Annotated in this window: 16 protein-coding genes; 11 read left to right on the forward strand and 5 right to left on the reverse strand. The window is 61.5% G+C overall.

From position 1 onward, the window contains the following. Positions 1-113: 113 nt before the first annotated feature. The gene (locus SSARUM_RS00715; RefSeq protein WP_019452546.1) at positions 114-2,666 is read left to right on the forward strand and encodes a class I adenylate cyclase; all 2,553 of its coding nucleotides are present in this window, start codon (positions 114-116) and stop codon (positions 2,664-2,666) included. 36 nt (positions 2,667-2,702) lie between these two features. On the opposite strand, the gene cyaY is transcribed toward SSARUM_RS00715, so the two are convergent. Further along, positions 2,703-3,023, reverse strand: coding sequence for an iron donor protein CyaY (gene cyaY / locus SSARUM_RS00720; protein ID WP_033649637.1), 321 nt, complete (start codon positions 3,021-3,023; stop codon positions 2,703-2,705). A 78-nt stretch (positions 3,024-3,101) separates the two neighbouring features. Here cyaY and lptM point away from each other — a divergent pair, with 78 nt between their 5' ends. The 6 genes from lptM (at position 3,102) to uvrD (ending at position 8,779) form a co-directional block, all read left to right on the forward strand. Beyond that, positions 3,102-3,308: an LPS translocon maturation chaperone LptM gene (gene lptM / locus SSARUM_RS00725; protein WP_004934241.1), complete on the forward strand. Its 207-nt coding sequence runs from the start codon at positions 3,102-3,104 to the stop codon at positions 3,306-3,308. Between the two features lie 71 nt (positions 3,309-3,379). After that, positions 3,380-4,204, forward strand: a complete 825-nt coding sequence (gene dapF / locus SSARUM_RS00730) for a diaminopimelate epimerase (RefSeq protein ID WP_004934244.1) — start codon at positions 3,380-3,382, stop codon at positions 4,202-4,204. Then, complete coding sequence (locus SSARUM_RS00735; protein ID WP_033636652.1) at positions 4,201-4,914, forward strand: DUF484 domain-containing protein; 714 nt, start codon at positions 4,201-4,203, stop codon at positions 4,912-4,914. Before dapF ends, SSARUM_RS00735 begins: the two co-directional genes overlap by 4 nt. Then, positions 4,911-5,822 (forward strand): tyrosine recombinase XerC, encoded by a 912-nt coding sequence (gene xerC, locus SSARUM_RS00740; RefSeq protein ID WP_016929495.1) that lies wholly within the window; start codon positions 4,911-4,913, stop codon positions 5,820-5,822. Before SSARUM_RS00735 ends, xerC begins: the two co-directional genes overlap by 4 nt. Beyond that, entirely contained in the window at positions 5,822-6,538 is a 717-nt protein-coding gene (yigB, locus tag SSARUM_RS00745) for a 5-amino-6-(5-phospho-D-ribitylamino)uracil phosphatase YigB (RefSeq protein ID WP_033649639.1), read from the forward strand. The genes xerC and yigB overlap by 1 nt, the downstream gene beginning before the upstream one ends. A gap of 78 nt (positions 6,539-6,616) precedes the next feature. Then, positions 6,617-8,779, forward strand: coding sequence for a DNA helicase II (uvrD, locus tag SSARUM_RS00750; protein WP_033649640.1), 2,163 nt, complete (start codon positions 6,617-6,619; stop codon positions 8,777-8,779). A gap of 46 nt (positions 8,780-8,825) precedes the next feature. Here uvrD and SSARUM_RS00755 read toward each other — a convergent pair whose 3' ends face one another. Next, entirely contained in the window at positions 8,826-9,299 is a 474-nt protein-coding gene (locus tag SSARUM_RS00755) for a WbuC family cupin fold metalloprotein (protein ID WP_060431208.1), read from the reverse strand. 445 nt (positions 9,300-9,744) lie between these two features. On the opposite strand from SSARUM_RS00755, the gene corA reads away from it, so the two are divergent. After that, positions 9,745-10,695 carry a magnesium/cobalt transporter CorA gene (gene corA / locus SSARUM_RS00760; protein WP_004934262.1) on the forward strand — a complete coding sequence of 317 codons (951 nt, stop codon included), beginning with the start codon at positions 9,745-9,747 and terminating at the stop codon, positions 10,693-10,695. A gap of 16 nt (positions 10,696-10,711) precedes the next feature. On the opposite strand, the gene rarD is transcribed toward corA, so the two are convergent. Then, positions 10,712-11,599, reverse strand: a complete 888-nt coding sequence (gene rarD, locus SSARUM_RS00765; RefSeq protein ID WP_033636655.1) for an EamA family transporter RarD — start codon at positions 11,597-11,599, stop codon at positions 10,712-10,714. 65 nt (positions 11,600-11,664) lie between these two features. Further along, a complete protein-coding gene (locus SSARUM_RS00770) occupies positions 11,665-12,135 on the reverse strand; it encodes a thioesterase family protein (protein ID WP_033636656.1) in 471 nt (156 codons plus the stop codon). A gap of 203 nt (positions 12,136-12,338) precedes the next feature. Here SSARUM_RS00770 and pldA point away from each other — a divergent pair, with 203 nt between their 5' ends. The 3 genes from pldA to rhtC are packed head-to-tail and all read left to right on the forward strand — an operon-like array spanning position 12,339 to position 15,726. Then, entirely contained in the window at positions 12,339-13,217 is an 879-nt protein-coding gene (gene pldA, locus SSARUM_RS00775; RefSeq protein ID WP_060431206.1) for a phospholipase A, read from the forward strand. A gap of 43 nt (positions 13,218-13,260) precedes the next feature. After that, positions 13,261-15,093, forward strand: coding sequence for an ATP-dependent DNA helicase RecQ (gene recQ / locus SSARUM_RS00780; protein WP_033636658.1), 1,833 nt, complete (start codon positions 13,261-13,263; stop codon positions 15,091-15,093). 12 nt (positions 15,094-15,105) lie between these two features. Beyond that, the gene (gene rhtC, locus SSARUM_RS00785) at positions 15,106-15,726 is read left to right on the forward strand and encodes a threonine export protein RhtC (protein ID WP_016929486.1); all 621 of its coding nucleotides are present in this window, start codon (positions 15,106-15,108) and stop codon (positions 15,724-15,726) included. Between the two features lie 48 nt (positions 15,727-15,774). Here the strand turns inward: rhtC and rhtB are convergent, their stop codons facing one another. Next, positions 15,775-16,395 carry a homoserine/homoserine lactone efflux protein gene (gene rhtB, locus SSARUM_RS00790; protein ID WP_025304879.1) on the reverse strand — a complete coding sequence of 207 codons (621 nt, stop codon included), beginning with the start codon at positions 16,393-16,395 and terminating at the stop codon, positions 15,775-15,777. Positions 16,396-16,410 lie beyond the last annotated feature (15 nt).

Genomic DNA, 16,410 nt, shown 5'->3' on the forward strand with positions numbered 1-16,410 from the left:
GTGTTAAATTGATCACGTTTCCAGCAATAAGTCGCCAAATATTCTTCTTACACTAACGGCGCTTATGGAATACGGGTTTTTTTCTAAACACCGGGATAATCAGGCGAGACGTCTTGTACCTCTACATCGAGACATTGAAGCAGAGACTGGATGCGATCAATCAGCTACGCGTCGATCGCGCCCTGGCGGCTATGAAGCCCGCGTTTCAACGGGTATACAGTCTGCTGCCCACCTTACTGCACCACCACCACCCGCTGATGCCGGGTTACCTGAACGGTAACGTTCCCCACGGCATTTGCCTCTACACGCCTGATGAAACTCAACAAGATTACCTGAACGATTTAGAAGACAAATGGGGCAGCCCGTTTGACAAACCGGCCAGCGGCGAGCTGCCGATCACCGGCGTCTATTCGATGGGCAGCACCTCGTCTATCGGCCAAAGCTGCAGCTCGGATCTCGACATCTGGGTCTGCCACCAGTCCTGGCTGGACAACGAAGAACGCACCCGCCTGCAGCAAAAATGCAGCCTGCTTGAGAAGTGGGCCGCCTCGATGGGGGTGGAAGTCAGCTTCTTCCTGATCGACGAAAACCGCTTCCGCCATAATGAAAGCGGCAGCCTGGGCGGCGAAGACTGCGGCTCGACGCAGCATATCCTGTTGCTCGACGAATTCTACCGCACCGCGGTGCGCCTGGCCGGCAAGCGCATCCTGTGGAACATGGTGCCGGGCGAAGAAGAAGCGCACTACGATGAATACGTGCTGTCGCTGTACGCGCAGGGCGCGCTGACGCCGAACGAGTGGCTGGATCTCGGCGGCCTGAGTTCGCTGTCGGCGGAAGAGTACTTCGGCGCCAGCCTGTGGCAGCTGTACAAGAGCATCGATTCGCCTTACAAGGCGGTGCTGAAGACCCTGCTGCTGGAAGCCTATTCCTGGGAATATCCCAATACCCAACTGCTGGCGACGGACATCAAACATCGCCTGCATCAGGGCGAGATCGTCAGCTTCGGGCTCGACGCCTACTGCATGATGCTCGAGCGCGTCACCCGCTACCTGACCGACATCAACGACACCACCCGCCTCGATCTGGCCCGCCGCTGTTTCTACCTGAAAGTGTGTGAAAAGCTGTCGCTGGCCAAGGCCTGCGTCGGCTGGCGGCGCGAGATCCTCAGCCAGCTGGTCAGCGAATGGGGCTGGAGCGAAGAGCGTCTGGCGATGCTGGACAACCGCGCCAACTGGAAAATCGAACGGGTGCGCGAAGCGCATAACGAGCTGCTCGACGCGATGATGCAGAGCTACCGCAACCTGATCCGTTTCGCTCGCCGCAACAACCTCAGCGTCAGCGCCAGCCCGCAGGATATCGGCGTGCTGACCCGCAAACTGTACGCGGCGTTCGAAGCGCTGCCCGGCAAGGTGACGCTGGTGAACCCGCAGATTTCGCCGGACCTGTCGGAAAACGACTTAACCTTTATTCACGTGCCGGTTGGCCGCGCCAACCGCACCGGCTGGTACCTGTATAATCAGGCGCCGGCCATGGATTCTATTGTCAGCCATCAGCCACTGGAATATAACCGCTACCTGAACAAGCTGGTGGCCTGGGCCTATTTCAACGGCCTGCTGACGCCGCAGACCCGCCTGCACATCAAGAGCGGCAACCTGTGCGACACCGCCAAGCTGCAGGAGCTGGTGGCCGACGTCTCCCATCACTTCCCGCTGCGCCTGCCGGCGCCGACGCCGAAAGCGCTGTACAGCCCGTGCGAAATTCGCCATCTGGCGATCATCGTCAACCTGGAAAACGATCCGACCGCCGCCTTCCGCAATCAGGTGGTGCATTTCGATTTCCGCAAGCTGGACGTGTTCAGCTTCGGCCAGCAGCAGCAGTGCCTGGTAGGCAGCATCGATCTGCTGTACCGCAACTCCTGGAACGAAGTGCGCACCCTGCATTTCAGCGGCGAGCAGTCGGTGCTGGAAGCGCTGAAAACCATTCTCGGCAAAATGCACCAGGACGCCGCGCCGCCGGAGTCGGTGGAAGTGTTCTGCTACAGCCAGCACCTGCGCGGCCTGATCCGCACCCGTATCCAGCAGCTGGTGTCGGAGTGCATCGAGCTGCGCCTGTCCAGCACCCGCCTGGAGCCCGGCCGCTTCAAGGCGGTGCGCGTCGCCGGGCAGACCTGGGGGCTGTTCTTCGAGCGCCTGAGCGTATCGGTGCAAAAGCTGGAGAACGCGGTGGAGTTTTACGGCGCCATCTCCAACAACAAGCTGCACGGCCTGTCTATCAAGGTGGAAACCGATCAGGTGCATTTGCCGCCGGTGGTGGACGGCTTCGCCAGCGAGGGGATCATCCAGTTCTTCTTCGAAGACACCTCAGACGACAAGGGCTTCAACATCTATATTCTGGACGAGTCGAATCGGGTGGAGGTGTATCACCACTGCGAGGGCAGTAAAGAGGAGCTGGTGCGAGACGTCAGCCGCTTCTATTCCTCGTCGCACGATCGCTTCACCTACGGCTCCAGCTTCATCAACTTCAACCTGCCGCAGTTCTATCAGATCGTGCAGCTCGACGGGCGCACGCAGGTGATCCCGTTCCGCAGCAACGTGCTGTCCAGCCTATGCGTGACGGTGGCCGACGGCGCCGCGCAGCCGCTGAAACAGCAGTTCCAGCTGCATTGACGCCGCAAGGGCTCGGTTGCCGAGCCCTGCTTAGCCTCAGGAAAAACGCAATTCCTCGCCGGCCTGCGCGCTGGCCGCTTCGCTGAGCAGCTGATAAAACGGCTGCCCGCTGCGATCGCATAACCAAGCGCCGTCGCGGTAGTTGAAGTGGTAGCCGCCGGCCTTGGTGGCGAGCCACACCTGGTGCAGCGGCTCTTGGCGGTTGATGACGATTTTGGTGCCGTTTTCGAAGCTCAGCGTCATTACGCCGCCATTGGTTTCGTAATCGATGTCCGCATCGCCGTCAAAATCGTCCAGTGTCTCTTCAATATTCAGCATCAGCTGGTCGGCCAACTGGTGAAACTCGCTGTCGTTCATATTCAATTCCTATTGCTTTTCATGATCCACCTGCGATTATAGAGACCTTGGACGCATGAATTACAGGCATTAATGCAAATGAAAAAACAACTACGCTATGCGCTGATGGCCGTTCTGGTTACCGGCCTCGCCGGCTGTGGTCTGAAAGGCCCGCTTTACTTCCCGCCTGCCGACCCCGCCAGCCAAAAACCGGCCAAGCCGCCGGTGCAAACGGGCGATCAGGTGCAAAAGAACCAGCAGGAGCAGTCTGGCTCTCAGCAAAAACCGTCGATGGTCGACCAGTAACACCCTGTTTACGGTGGCGAGCGCCGCCGTAAAATCAAGACGGATAGCGCGTCCAGATAGCGGAGTATGATATGCAGTTCTCCAAAATGCACGGTCTGGGCAACGACTTTATGGTGGTCGATGCCGTTACACAGAATGTCTATTTTTCACCTGAGCTGATCCGCCGGCTGGCCGATCGGCACCTGGGCGTCGGCTTTGACCAGATGCTGGTGGTAGAACCGCCTTACGATCCCGAGCTGGATTTTCACTACCGAATTTTCAACGCCGACGGCAGCGAAGTGGCGCAGTGCGGCAACGGCGCGCGCTGCTTCGCGCGCTTTGTGCGGCTGAAAGGGCTGACCAACAAACGCGACATCCGCGTCAGCACCCAAACCGGGCGCATGGTGCTCAGCGTCACCGACGACGATCTGGTGTGCGTCAACATGGGCGAGCCTAATTTCGATCCGCAGGCGGTGCCGTTCCGCGCCGCCAAGGCTGAAAAGACCTACATCATGCGCGCGGCGGAACACACCGTGCTGTGCGGCGTGGTGTCGATGGGCAACCCGCATTGTGTTTTGCAGGTGGACGATGTAAAAACCGCCAAGGTGGAGCTGCTCGGGCCGGTGCTGGAAGGGCATGAGCGCTTCCCGGAACGGGCCAACATCGGCTTTATGCAGGTGGTCAGCCGCGATCATATCAAGCTGCGCGTTTACGAGCGCGGCGCCGGCGAAACGCAGGCCTGCGGCAGCGGCGCCTGTGCGGCGGTGGCGGTGGGGATCCAACAGGAATTGCTGTCAGAAGAGGTGCATGTAGAACTGCCGGGCGGCAGCCTGCATATTCGCTGGAAAGGGCCGGGCAACCCGCTGTTTATGACCGGCCCGGCAACCCATGTCTATGACGGATTTATTCATCTATGAAAAGCGTAGAAGAACAGAGCGTCGCCGGCCTGGCGCTGGATGACGACACCGTGATGCAGTACCTGCTGCAGAACCCGGATTTCTTTATTCGCAACGCGCGCCAGGTTGAGCAGATGCGCGTGCCTCACCCGGTGCGCGGCACCGTTTCGCTGGTGGAATGGCATCTGGCCCGCCAGCGCAATCACATCGAGCGGCTGGAAGAAGAGATCACGCTGCTGATGGAGCAGGCCAGCGCCAACGAAGGGCTGTTCGCCCGGTTGTTGCACCTGCAGGCCGATCTGGCCACCGCCGACAGCCTGCAGGACATGCTCAACCGGCTGCAGCGCTGGGCGCGCGGTTTTGGTTTGGCCGGCGCCACGGTGCGCCTGTTCGCCGAGCGCTGGAAGATCGGCGCGCCTTCCGATTTCACCCATCTGGCGCTGACGCGTTCGGCGTTCGAGCCGTTTCGCATTCAGCGGCTGGGCAGCGAACAACATTACCTCGGCGGCCTGAACGGCCCCGAACTGCTGCTGCTGTTGCCGCAGGCCAAACAGATTGGCCAGATTGGCTCGGTGGCGCTGTCGATGCTGGGCGACGATGGCGAACTGGGCATGGTGATCTTCAGCAGCCGCGATACGCAACACTATCAGCAGGGCATGGGCACGGTGATGCTCAATCAACTGGCGCGCATGCTGCCGGCGCTGCTGGAACGCTGGGTCGAACGCGCATGACGCCGATTGCGCCCAGCCTGCAGCAGCCGGTGGACGCTTTTCTGCGTTATCTCAAGGTAGAACGGCAACTCAGCCCGCTGACGCAGCTTAGCTATTCGCGCCAGCTGGCGGCGCTGATGCGCCTGGCGCAGGAGATCGGCGTCACCGACTGGGCGGCGCTGGACGCCGCCCGGGTGCGCATGCTGGCGGCGCGCAGCAAACGCGCCGGCCTGCAGTCCGCCAGCCTGGCGCTGCGGCTCTCTTCGTTGCGCAGTTTCCTCGACTGGCTGGTCAGCCAGGGCGTATTGCACGCCAACCCCGCCAAAGGCATCCGCACGCCGCGCAGCGGCCGCCATCTGCCGAAAAACATCGACGTCGATGAAATGAACCAGCTGCTGGAGATCGATCTCAACGATCCGCTGGCGGTGCGCGATCGCGCCATGCTGGAGGTGATGTACGGCGCCGGTCTGCGCCTCTCCGAACTGGTGGGGCTGGATTGCCGCCATGTCGATATGGCGGCCGGCGAGGTGTGGGTGATGGGGAAAGGCAGTAAAGAGCGCAAATTGCCGATCGGGCGCACCGCCGTCACCTGGCTGGAACACTGGCTGGCGATGCGCGATCTGTTCGGGCCGGAAGATGACGCGATGTTCCTGTCCAATCAGGGGCGGCGCATCTCGACGCGCAACGTGCAAAAGCGCTTCGCCGAATGGGGCGTGAAACAGGGCGTCAACAGCCATATTCACCCGCACAAGCTGCGTCACTCCTTCGCCACTCACATGCTGGAGTCGAGCGGCGATCTGCGCGCGGTGCAGGAGCTGCTCGGCCACGCCAACCTGACCACCACGCAAATTTATACCCACCTCGACTTTCAACATCTGGCGAACGTGTACGATGCCGCGCATCCGCGCGCCAAACGGGGGAAATCCTGATGCATTTTTATCGCCCGCTGCGCCCGCTGGCGGCGCTGACTTTCGATCTGGACGACACGCTGTATGACAATCGCCCGGTGATCCGGCAAACCGAACAACAGTCGGTGGCCTTCCTGCAGAGCTACCATCCCGGTCTGAACAGCTTCCAGTCGGCGGATTTCCACCGCCTGCGCCAGGAGCTGCGCGAGCAGGATCCGGAGATCTACCACGACGTCACCCAGTGGCGCTGGCGCGCCATTCATCTGGCGCTGAGCCGGCAGGGGCTGCGCGATGCCGACGCGGCGATCGGGGCCGATGCGGCGATGCAAAACTTCGCGCTGTGGCGCAGCCGCATCGAGGTGCCGCAAGCGACCCACGCCACGCTGAAGGCGCTGGCCGCGCGCTACCCGCTGGTGGCGATCACCAACGGCAACGCCGATCCGGCGCAGTGCGGCCTGGACGGTTATTTCCAGTTCGTGTTGCGCTCCGGGCCGGACGGGCGCGCCAAGCCGTATCAGGACATGTATCACCTGGCCGTCGAGCGGCTGGGCGTGGCGCCCGAGCAGATCCTGCACGTGGGCGACGATCTGACCACCGACGTCGCCGGCGCGCTGCGCGCGGGGCTGCAGGCCTGTTGGATCAACGATCGGCAACGCTGCCTGATGCAGGCCGCCGACAGCCGTCTGCTGCCGCATATTGAGATTTCGCAGTTGGCATCGCTGACAGCATTGTTATAATCCCTGCCAGAACTCTGTATAAATTTCCAGTGAAAAACCCGTCAGCGGCGGGTTTTCCCTTAACCATTAGTGGTGCCTATGGACGTCTCCGATCTGCTCGACAGCCTGAATGAAAAACAACGTGAAGCCGTGGCGGCGCCGCGCAGCAACCTGTTGGTTCTGGCCGGAGCGGGCAGCGGCAAGACGCGGGTGCTGGTGCATCGCATCGCCTGGCTGCTGTCGGTGGAGAACTGCTCGCCGTATTCGATCATGGCGGTGACCTTCACCAACAAGGCGGCGGCGGAAATGCGCCACCGTATCGAACATCTGATCGGCACCAGCCAGGGCGGCATGTGGATCGGCACCTTCCACGGCCTGGCGCACCGTCTGTTGCGCGCCCACCACCTGGAAGCCAACCTGCCGCAGGATTTCCAGATCCTCGACAGCGACGACCAGCTGCGGCTGCTCAAGCGCATCATCAAGGCGCTGAACGTCGACGAGAAGCAGTGGCCGCCGCGTCAGGCGATGTGGTACATCAACGGCAAGAAAGACGAGGGCCTGCGCCCGCAGCACGTCGAGACCTACAACAACCCGGTAGAAGCCACCTGGCTGCGCATCTACCAGGCCTATCAGGAAGCCTGCGATCGCGCGGGGCTGGTGGATTTCGCCGAGCTGCTGCTGCGCGCGCACGAGCTGTGGCTGAACAAGCCGCATATCCTCAACCACTACCGCGAACGTTTCACCAACGTGCTGGTGGACGAATTCCAGGATACCAACAGTATCCAGTACGCTTGGATCCGCCTGCTGGCGGGCGGCAACAGCAACGTGATGATCGTCGGCGACGATGACCAGTCGATCTACGGCTGGCGCGGCGCGCAGGTGGAAAACATCCAGCGCTTCCTGAAAGATTTCCCCGGCGCGGAAACCATCCGCCTGGAGCAGAACTACCGTTCCACCAGCAACATCCTGAAAGCGGCCAACACCCTGATCGCCAACAACGACGGGCGCATGGGCAAAAACCTGTGGACCGAAGGCGGCGAAGGCGAACCGATCTCCATCTACTGCGCCTTCAACGAACTCGACGAAGCGCGCTTCGTGGTCAACCGCATCAAGACCTGGCAGGACAACGGCGGCGCGCTGAACGACTGCGCCATCCTGTACCGCAGCAACGCCCAGTCGCGCGTGCTGGAAGAGGCGCTGCTGCAGACGGCGATGCCGTACCGCATCTACGGCGGCCAGCGCTTCTTCGAACGCCAGGAAATCAAGGATGCGCTGGCTTACCTGCGCCTCATTTCCAACCGCAACGACGACGCAGCCTTCGAGCGCGTGGTCAACACCCCGACGCGCGGCATCGGCGATCGCACCCTCGACGTGGTGCGCCAGGCGGCGCGCGATCGCCAGCTGACGCTGTGGCAGGCGACGCGCGAGCTGATGCAGGACAAGGTGTTGGCCGGCCGCGCTGCGTCGGCGCTGCAGCGCTTTATCGAACTGGTGGAGTCGCTGGCGCACGAAACCGCCGACATGCCGCTGCACGTGCAGACCGACCGGGTGATCCGCGATTCCGGGCTGTTCATCATGTATGAGCAGGAGAAAGGCGAAAAGGGGCAGGCGCGCATCGAAAACCTTGAGGAATTGGTGACGGCGACGCGCCAGTTCAGCTATCAGGACGAAGATCAGGATCTGATGCCGCTGCAGGCGTTCCTGTCGCATGCGGCGCTGGAAGCGGGCGAAGGCCAGGCCGACGCCTATCAGGACGCAGTGCAGCTGATGACCCTGCACTCGGCCAAGGGGCTGGAGTTCCCGCTGGTGTTTATCGTCGGCATGGAAGAGGGCATGTTCCCGAGCCAGATGTCGCTGGATGAAGGCGGCCGTCTGGAGGAGGAGCGCCGCCTGGCCTATGTGGGCGTAACGCGCGCCATGCAGAAGCTGACGCTGACCTATGCCGAAACGCGCCGTCTGTATGGCAAAGAGGTTTACCACCGGCCGTCGCGCTTTATCGGCGAACTGCCGGAAGAGTGCGTGGAAGAAGTGCGCCTGCGCGCCAGCGTATCGCGCCCGGTCAATCACCGCCGTATGGGCACGCCGATCAGCGAGAACGATACCGGCTACAAGCTGGGCCAGCGCGTGCGCCATCCCAAGTTTGGCGAAGGCACCATCGTCAATCTGGAGGGCAGCGGCGAGCACAGCCGGCTGCAGATCGCCTTCCCAGGCGAGGGCATCAAGTGGCTGGTGGCGGCCTACGCTCGCCTGGAAACGGTATAAAAGAGAGGGGCGCGTTGCAGGGGGCAGCCCCTGCAATCGTTCAGGATCAGTGAGGGTAGCGGTCGCCGACCTGCGCGGTGGCATACCAGCGCATCACCGCTTCGGTGCCTTCACCGCCTTCCTGCGGTGCCCACGGCATGCAGTCCTCTTCGGTCAACGCCTGATACGGGCCCTGCTTTACTTCGAACACCACGCCGCCGGCATCGACTGACAACACCGCATGCCAGGTAAATGCCGGCATCTCCAGCACTTTGGTTTCTTCGCCGAGCAGGGTGCGCTGCATCACGACGCCGTCATCGTTGAACTGCAGCACGACAAAACGGCCGCGCAGCGGCGTCAGCAGTTCCCAGGTTTGCGGGTGACGGTGCGGGCGGATATAGGTGCCGGGTTCCATGGCGATCGCCAGGCGTTGCACCGGGTCGCTCAACTCTTCGTGTAAGGTGCGGTGCGCGCGCAGGCGGGGCACGCTGGCGGCCTGTTCGCTCATCGCGGTCAGTTCATGGGCGGTAATCTGTTTCATCGTTTAAATCCGCATGCTTGTCGTACCATTAGGGTGATGTCATCTTAGCAACATTCTTGGTGGCGGTAAGCGATCGCCGCGACTTTTTCAGTACGGTTTAGGCGCCATTTTTGCCATTGAACATCGTGATGATTTGTTGCGCAATTATCCCGCCTAACGTGTTGACAGGCTTTTTCTTCTCGGCGTAACATGCGCGCACTATTATCATTGAGGACAGACGCCTTGGACACACCCAGTAGATACTGGCTCACTGACCTGCGCCGCAGGTATAACTTCTAAGGCTCTCCGTTTTTGCTGATAGCCTTCGTGGTTGTCGGCGACCCCGCAAAGCGTCGCTATGAGTCAGATCTCTTCATGGTCTGAAACAAATCGGTGATACGCATCCCCTCTGTTTCTGTGCTTCAACGCGTTGTCCGCACCCGTTACCTTCACGGAGTTTTGGCACATGCTGAGCGCTTTTAAATTAGATAACCGCCGCTTGTCCCGTCTGGAGCTGGACGACTCGGATGATCTCACGTCATCGCTGTGGGTTGATCTGGTCGAGCCGGAAGAGGGCGAGCGTGAGCGCGTGCAGAATGAGCTGGGACAAAGCCTGGCGACGCGTCCCGAACTGGACGACATCGAAGCCTCCGCCCGTTTCTTCGAAGATGAAGACGGTCTGCATATCCACTCCTTCTTCTACTTTGAAGATGCGGAAGATCACGCCGGCAACTCCACGGTGGCGTTCACCATCCGCGACGGCCGCCTGTATACCCTGCGCGAGCGTGAACTGCCGGCGTTTCGCCTGTACCGCATGCGCGCCCGCAACCAGACCATGCTCGAAGGCAACGCCTACGAACTGCTGCTGGATCTGTTCGAAACCAAGATTGAACAGCTGGCGGACGAGATAGAGAACATCTACAGCGATCTGGAACAGCTCAGCCGGGTGATCATGGAAGGGCATCAGGGCGATGAATACGACGCCGCGCTATCGACGCTGGCGGAGCTGGAAGATATCGGCTGGAAGGTGCGTTTGTGTCTGATGGATACCCAGCGCGCGCTCAACTTCCTGGTGCGCAAGGCGCGTTTGCCGACCGGCCAGCTGGAGCAGGCGCGTGAAGTGCTGCGCGACATCGAATCCCTGCTGCCGCACAACGAATCGCTGTTCCAGAAGGTGAACTTCCTGATGCAGGCGGCGATGGGCTTCATCAACATCGAGCAGAACCGCATCATCAAGATCTTCTCGGTGGTGTCGGTGGTGTTCCTGCCGCCGACGCTGGTGGCCTCCAGCTACGGCATGAACTTCGAATTCATGCCGGAGCTGAAATGGTCGTTCGGCTACCCGGGCGCCATCACCTTGATGATCCTGGCCGGTCTGGCCCCTTACCTGTACTTCAAGCGCAAGAACTGGCTGTAACCCGGCGGCGCCGGGCTCAGCGCAGCTTGCGCTGGGTGTAGAGCGCGTCGAGGGTAAACAGGATCAGCGCCGCCCAGATAAAGCCGAAGGTCACCAGTTTGTCCTGGCCGACGGTTTCGCCGTAGAAGGTGATCGCCAGCAGGAACATCAGCGTCGGGCCGAGATACTGGAAGAAACCGAGCGTCGACAGGCGAAGCCGGGTGGCCGCCGCGGTGAAGCACAGCAGCGGCACGGTGGTGACGATGCCGGCGGCGACCAGCAGCAGGTTCAGCGACCACGGGTTGGCGCTCAGGTGGCTGGTGGGGCTGTCGGCGAACAGGAACAGATAGGCCGCCGCCACCGGCAGCAGCCACAGCGTTTCGATCAGCATGCCGGTCTGGGCGTCGATGGCGATTTTCTTGCGCAGCAGGCCGTAGAAGGCGAAGCTGAACGCCAGCCCCAGACCGATGATCGGCAACGAACCGAACTGCCAGAGCTGCACCAGCACCCCGGTGAACGCCAGCGCCACCGCCACCCACTGCATGCGGCGAAAGCGCTCGCCGAGAAACAGCATCCCCAACAGCACGTTAACCAGCGGGTTGATGAAGTAGCCCAGGCTGGCTTCCAGCATATGGTGGTTGTTCACCGCCCAGATGAACAGCAGCCAGTTGCCGCCGATCAACAGCGCGGTGACCGCCAGCAGCAGCAGCCGTTTGCGATTTTGGCAGGCGGCGCGCACTTTCGGCCAGTTGCGGCCCAGCGTGATCAGCGCCAGCATGAAGAAAAACGACCAGATGATCCGGTGGGTAAGGATCTCGTCCGCGGATACTTGCTGAATCAGTTTGAAATAGGCCGGGGCGATGCCCCACATAAAATAGGCGGCCAGGGCGAAGAAAATGCCCTGACGCGTTTGCTTTGCGTCCATGACGTCACTCGGTGGGGAACGTAAGATGCGGTGAGTGTACTGAAGACGCCCACCGCACACAATCATCAGCCGACCAGATAGGTGGCGGTCGCGGTCGCGATATGCAGGCCGTCGTGGTTATGCAGTTCTACGCGGGCGACGGCGACCTTATTGCCGCTGCGCAGCACGCTGGCGGAGGCGACGAAGTGTTCGCCGCGGCCGGGGCGCAGGTAGTCGACGCGCAGATCGATGGTGCCCATACGCGACAGTTTGGCGGCGATCTCTTCTTCGATCAGCGGCTCCATGCGCGTCAGCACCCCGCCGGCGCAGGCCAGCCCGGCGGCGACGTCGAGCACCGCGGCGATCACGCCGCCGTGCAGAATTTCCTGTGCGGCGTTGCCCACCAGCTTGCGCTGGTTGGTGAAGCTCAGCTCGACGTAATCATCGTCGAAGCGGCGCAGCTCCAGGCCAAGCTCGCGGTTGAACGGCATGTGGTAGACAAAGATTTCGCCGATCTTGCGGCGGGCGGCTTCCAGGGTCAGTGGTGTGGTCGACATAGCGGGTTTCCGTTTTTCTTTTGCGTTTTAAGGGAGCTAACTGGTCAGTCCAGGTTAATGGAGTGTTGATTTTATGCTTAACCTTTGTTGCTTTCCAGACTATTCCAATAAAACCGGCCTGCGCTGCGGTAAAGCCTCCTTTGTGTGTAAAATGGCCTGATTTTTTCCGGGATTGCCCTTTTTCGTTGGAGTGAGGAGAGGTTATGCGCATTTTGTCAGGGATCGTTTCCGCCACGCTGCTGATACCGGCGCTGGCATTGGCTGAGGAAGCCAAAGAGCAGCAGATTCACGATAAGCCGGCAGTGCGCGGCAGCATTATCGCCAACCTGCTGCAGGAGCACGATAATCCGTTCACGCTGTACCCTTACGATCCCAATTATCTGCTGTATACCGACACCAGCGATATCAACCAAGAAGCCATCAAGACATACAACTGGGCCGACAAGGCGCGCAAGGACGAGGTGAAATACCAGCTTAGCCTGGCGTTTCCGCTGTGGCGGGGCATTGCCGGCGACAACTCGGTGCTCGGCGCGTCTTATACTCAGCGCTCCTGGTGGCAATTGTCCAACCGCGGCGAGTCTTCACCGTTCCGCGAGACCAACTACGAGCCGCAGCTGTTCGTGGGGTGGGCGACCGATTACCGCTTTGCCGGTTGGACGCTGCGCGATGTTGAAATCGGCGTTAACCATCAGTCCAATGGCCGCTCGGACCCGACGTCGCGCAGCTGGAATCGCGGCTATGCGCGGCTGATGGCGCAAAACGGCAACTGGCAGGTGGATCTCAAGCCCTGGTTCCGTTTCTCGGAGAGCTCGAGCAACGACGACAACCCGGACATCACCAAATACATGGGATACTACCGGCTGAAGGTCGGTTACGCCTGGGGTGACAGCGTGTTCAGCGTCGACAGCCACTACAACTGGAACAGCGGCTACGGCGGCGCGGAACTGGGCTGGAGCTATCCGATCACCCGCAACGTGCGATTCTATACCCAGGTGTTCAGCGGCTACGGCGAATCGCTGATCGACTATAACTTCCGGCAGACACGGGTGGGCGTTGGTGTCATGCTGAACGATATTATGTAATCATACCCGGTGGGTGTGTACCGATGAAAAAATGGGGAAGTGTGTGTCAACCGCAGCAGTGATTAACAGAGAGTTGCTGGCCGAGCAGGTATTGCGCGATACCTTCGGCTACCAGCAATTCCGTCCGGGCCAACAAACGATTATCAACGCCGCGATCGGCGGGCAGGATTGCCTGGTGGTGATGCCGACCGGCGGCGGCAAGTCGCTGTGTTACCAAATCCCGGCGCTGGTGATGGACGGCCTGACCCTGGTGGTTTCCCCACTGATCTCGCTGATGAAGGACCAGGTCGACCAACTGTTGGCCTACGGCGTTTCCGCCGCCTGCTACAACTCGACGCAAACCCGCGAGGAGCAGCTGGACGTCATGGCCGGCTGCCGCAACGGCACCATTAAGATGCTGTACATCGCGCCGGAACGGCTGATGATGGAAAGCTTCCTCAACCTGCTCGACCACTGCCCGCCGGCGATGCTGGCGGTGGATGAGGCGCACTGTATTTCGCAGTGGGGCCATGACTTCCGGCCGGAATATCGCGCGCTGGGTCAGCTGAAACAGCGCTTCCCGTCGATGCCGGTGATCGCGCTGACCGCCACCGCCGACGAGTCCACCCGCGGCGATATCGTGCGCCTGCTGTCGTTGCAGGATCCGCTGGTGCAGGTCAGCAGCTTCGACCGGCCGAACATCCGCTACACGCTGGTGGAAAAATTCAAGCCGCTCGATCAGCTGTGGCGCTTCGTGCAGGATCAGCGCGGCAAGAGCGGCATTATCTATTGCAACAGCCGCGCCAAGGTGGAAGACACCGCCGCGCGTCTGCAAAGCCGCGGGCTGAGCGTCGGCGCCTACCACGCCGGGCTGGACAACGATCGCCGTGCGCAGGTGCAGGAAGCGTTCCAGCGCGACGATCTGCAGGTGGTGGTGGCCACCGTCGCCTTCGGCATGGGCATCAACAAACCCAACGTGCGCTTCGTGGTGCATTTCGACATTCCGCGCAATATCGAATCCTATTATCAGGAGACCGGCCGCGCCGGGCGCGACGGTCTGCCGGCCGAAGCCATCCTGCTGTACGATCCGGCCGACATGGCCTGGCTGCGCCGCTGTCTGGAGGAAAAACCCGCCGGACAGCAGCTGGATATCGAACGCCACAAGCTGAACGCCATGGGCGCGTTCGCCGAGGCGCAAACCTGCCGTCGCTTGGTGCTGCTCAACTACTTTGGCGAAGGCAAGCACGAGAACTGCGGCAACTGCGACATCTGCCTCGATCCGCCGAAGCGCTATGACGGGCTGGAGGATGCGCGCAAGGCGCTGTCCTGCGTGTACCGCGTCGGCCAGCGCTTCGGCCTGGGGTACATCGTGGAAGTGCTGCGCGGCTCCAACAACCAGCGCATTCGCGAATACGGCCACGATAAGCTGCCGGTGTACGGCATCGGCCGCGATCAAACCACCGAACACTGGACCAGCGTGCTGCGTCAGCTGATCCACCTGGGCTTTATCACCCAGAACATCGCCATGCACTCGGCGCTGCAATTGACCGAGGCGGCGCGCCCGGTGTTGCGCGGCGAAGTGGCGCTGCAGCTGGCGGTGCCGCGTATCCAGAGCCTGAAGTCGCGCGGCAGCGCCAACCAGAAATCCTACGGCGGCAATTACGATCGCAAGCTGTTCGCCAAGCTGCGCAAATTGCGCAAATCGATCGCCGACGAAGAAAATATTCCACCCTACGTGGTGTTCAACGACGCCACGCTGCTGGAAATGGCCGAACAGATGCCGATCAAGGCCGGCGATCTGCTGAGCGTCAACGGCGTCGGTCAGCGCAAACTGGAGCGTTTCGGCGCGCCCTTTATGGCGATGATCCGCGACCATCTCGACAATGACGAAGACTGAGGGCGATAAATCATGCTGATGCTGTTTCTCACCGTGGCGCTGGTGCATCTGATTGCGCTGATGAGCCCGGGGCCGGACTTCTTTTTCGTGTCGCAAACCGCTGCCAGCCGCTCGCGCCGCGAGGCGATGATGGGCGTGGTCGGCATTTCTCTCGGCATCGTGGTGTGGGCCGGCGTGGCGTTGATGGGTCTGCATCTGATCCTGCAGAAGATGGCTTGGCTGCATCAGATAATCATGGTCGGCGGCGGCATTTACCTGTGCTGGATGGGGTGGCAACTGCTGCGCTCCGCGCGGGCGCAGCAAGCGCAGCCTGCGGCGGAGGCCCAGGTGGCGTTGCCGAAGGCCGGGCGCAGCTTTATTCGCGGTTTTCTGACCAATCTGTCCAACCCGAAAGCGGTGATCTATTTCGGCAGCGTGTTCTCGCTGTTCGTCGGTGACAGCGTCGGCGCCGGGGCGCGCTGGGGACTGTTCCTGCTGATCGTCGCCGAGACCTTCGTCTGGTTCAGCCTGGTGGCGGTGGTGTTCGCGCTGCCGGCGATGCGCCGCGGCTACCAGCGGTTGGCCAAGTGGATCGACGGGGTGGCGGGGGTGCTGTTCACCGGCTTCGGGTTACACCTGATCTTTACCCGCTGACCGGCGGTGACATGCCCAAGGCCGAGCAGCGATGCCCGGCCTTTTTTGTCAGGCTTTGCGGGCGGTCGCCAGCAGCCCTGCCACCAAAATGAACAGCGAACCGAACACCCGGTTGAGCAGCTGCATCTGGCGCGGCGTTCTCAGCCAGCCGGCGATGCGCGTCGCCAGGGTGGCGTAACCGATCATCACCAGAATATCCACCACCACGGTAGTGACGCCGAGCACCAGATACTGCTCGGCCTGCGGCTGATTGGGCAAGATGAACTGCGGGAACAGCGCGGCGAGGAACACGATGCTTTTCGGGTTGGTCAGGTTGACCAGCACCGCGCGGCGGAACAGACGGCGGCGCGGCATGCTGCCCGCCAGCGCATGCAGATCCAGCGCTCCGGCGGCGCGCCATTGCTGGATGCCGAGCCACACCAGGTAGGCGGCGCCCAGCCATTTCAGCAGCTCGAACGCCAGCAGCGATTGAGAAATCAGCGCGCCGAGGCCGATGCCCACCAGTACGATGTGCGCGCTCAGACCGACCTGCAGCCCGGCGATCGACGCGGCGGCGCCGCGATAGCCGTGGCTGATGCCGGTGCTCATGGTGTTGATGGCGCCTGAGCCGGGGGACAGGCTGAGGATAAGCGTGGTCAGCAGGTAGGTTAACCACCAGTCCAAGGTCATGGTTCTCGGCTCCCT

Source organism: Serratia sarumanii, assembly GCF_029962605.1.
GTDB lineage: Bacteria > Pseudomonadota > Gammaproteobacteria > Enterobacterales > Enterobacteriaceae > Serratia > Serratia sarumanii.

Excerpts from the sequence above, each read along its gene's own strand:
- cyaY (WP_033649637.1), bottom strand. The coding sequence starts at position 3,023 with ATGAACGACAGCGAGTTTCACCAGTTGGCCGACCAGCTGATGCTGAAT.
- lptM (WP_004934241.1), top strand. The coding sequence starts at position 3,102 with ATGAAAAAACAACTACGCTATGCGCTGATGGCCGTTCTGGTTACCGGC.
- dapF (WP_004934244.1), top strand. The coding sequence starts at position 3,380 with ATGCAGTTCTCCAAAATGCACGGTCTGGGCAACGACTTTATGGTGGTC.
- SSARUM_RS00735 (WP_033636652.1), top strand. The coding sequence starts at position 4,201 with ATGAAAAGCGTAGAAGAACAGAGCGTCGCCGGCCTGGCGCTGGATGAC.
- xerC (WP_016929495.1), top strand. The coding sequence starts at position 4,911 with ATGACGCCGATTGCGCCCAGCCTGCAGCAGCCGGTGGACGCTTTTCTG.
- yigB (WP_033649639.1), top strand. The coding sequence starts at position 5,822 with ATGCATTTTTATCGCCCGCTGCGCCCGCTGGCGGCGCTGACTTTCGAT.
- uvrD (WP_033649640.1), top strand. The coding sequence starts at position 6,617 with ATGGACGTCTCCGATCTGCTCGACAGCCTGAATGAAAAACAACGTGAA.
- SSARUM_RS00755 (WP_060431208.1), bottom strand. The coding sequence starts at position 9,299 with ATGAAACAGATTACCGCCCATGAACTGACCGCGATGAGCGAACAGGCC.
- corA (WP_004934262.1), top strand. The coding sequence starts at position 9,745 with ATGCTGAGCGCTTTTAAATTAGATAACCGCCGCTTGTCCCGTCTGGAG.
- rarD (WP_033636655.1), bottom strand. The coding sequence starts at position 11,599 with ATGGACGCAAAGCAAACGCGTCAGGGCATTTTCTTCGCCCTGGCCGCC.
- SSARUM_RS00770 (WP_033636656.1), bottom strand. The coding sequence starts at position 12,135 with ATGTCGACCACACCACTGACCCTGGAAGCCGCCCGCCGCAAGATCGGC.
- pldA (WP_060431206.1), top strand. The coding sequence starts at position 12,339 with ATGCGCATTTTGTCAGGGATCGTTTCCGCCACGCTGCTGATACCGGCG.
- rhtC (WP_016929486.1), top strand. The coding sequence starts at position 15,106 with ATGCTGATGCTGTTTCTCACCGTGGCGCTGGTGCATCTGATTGCGCTG.
- rhtB (WP_025304879.1), bottom strand. The coding sequence starts at position 16,395 with ATGACCTTGGACTGGTGGTTAACCTACCTGCTGACCACGCTTATCCTC.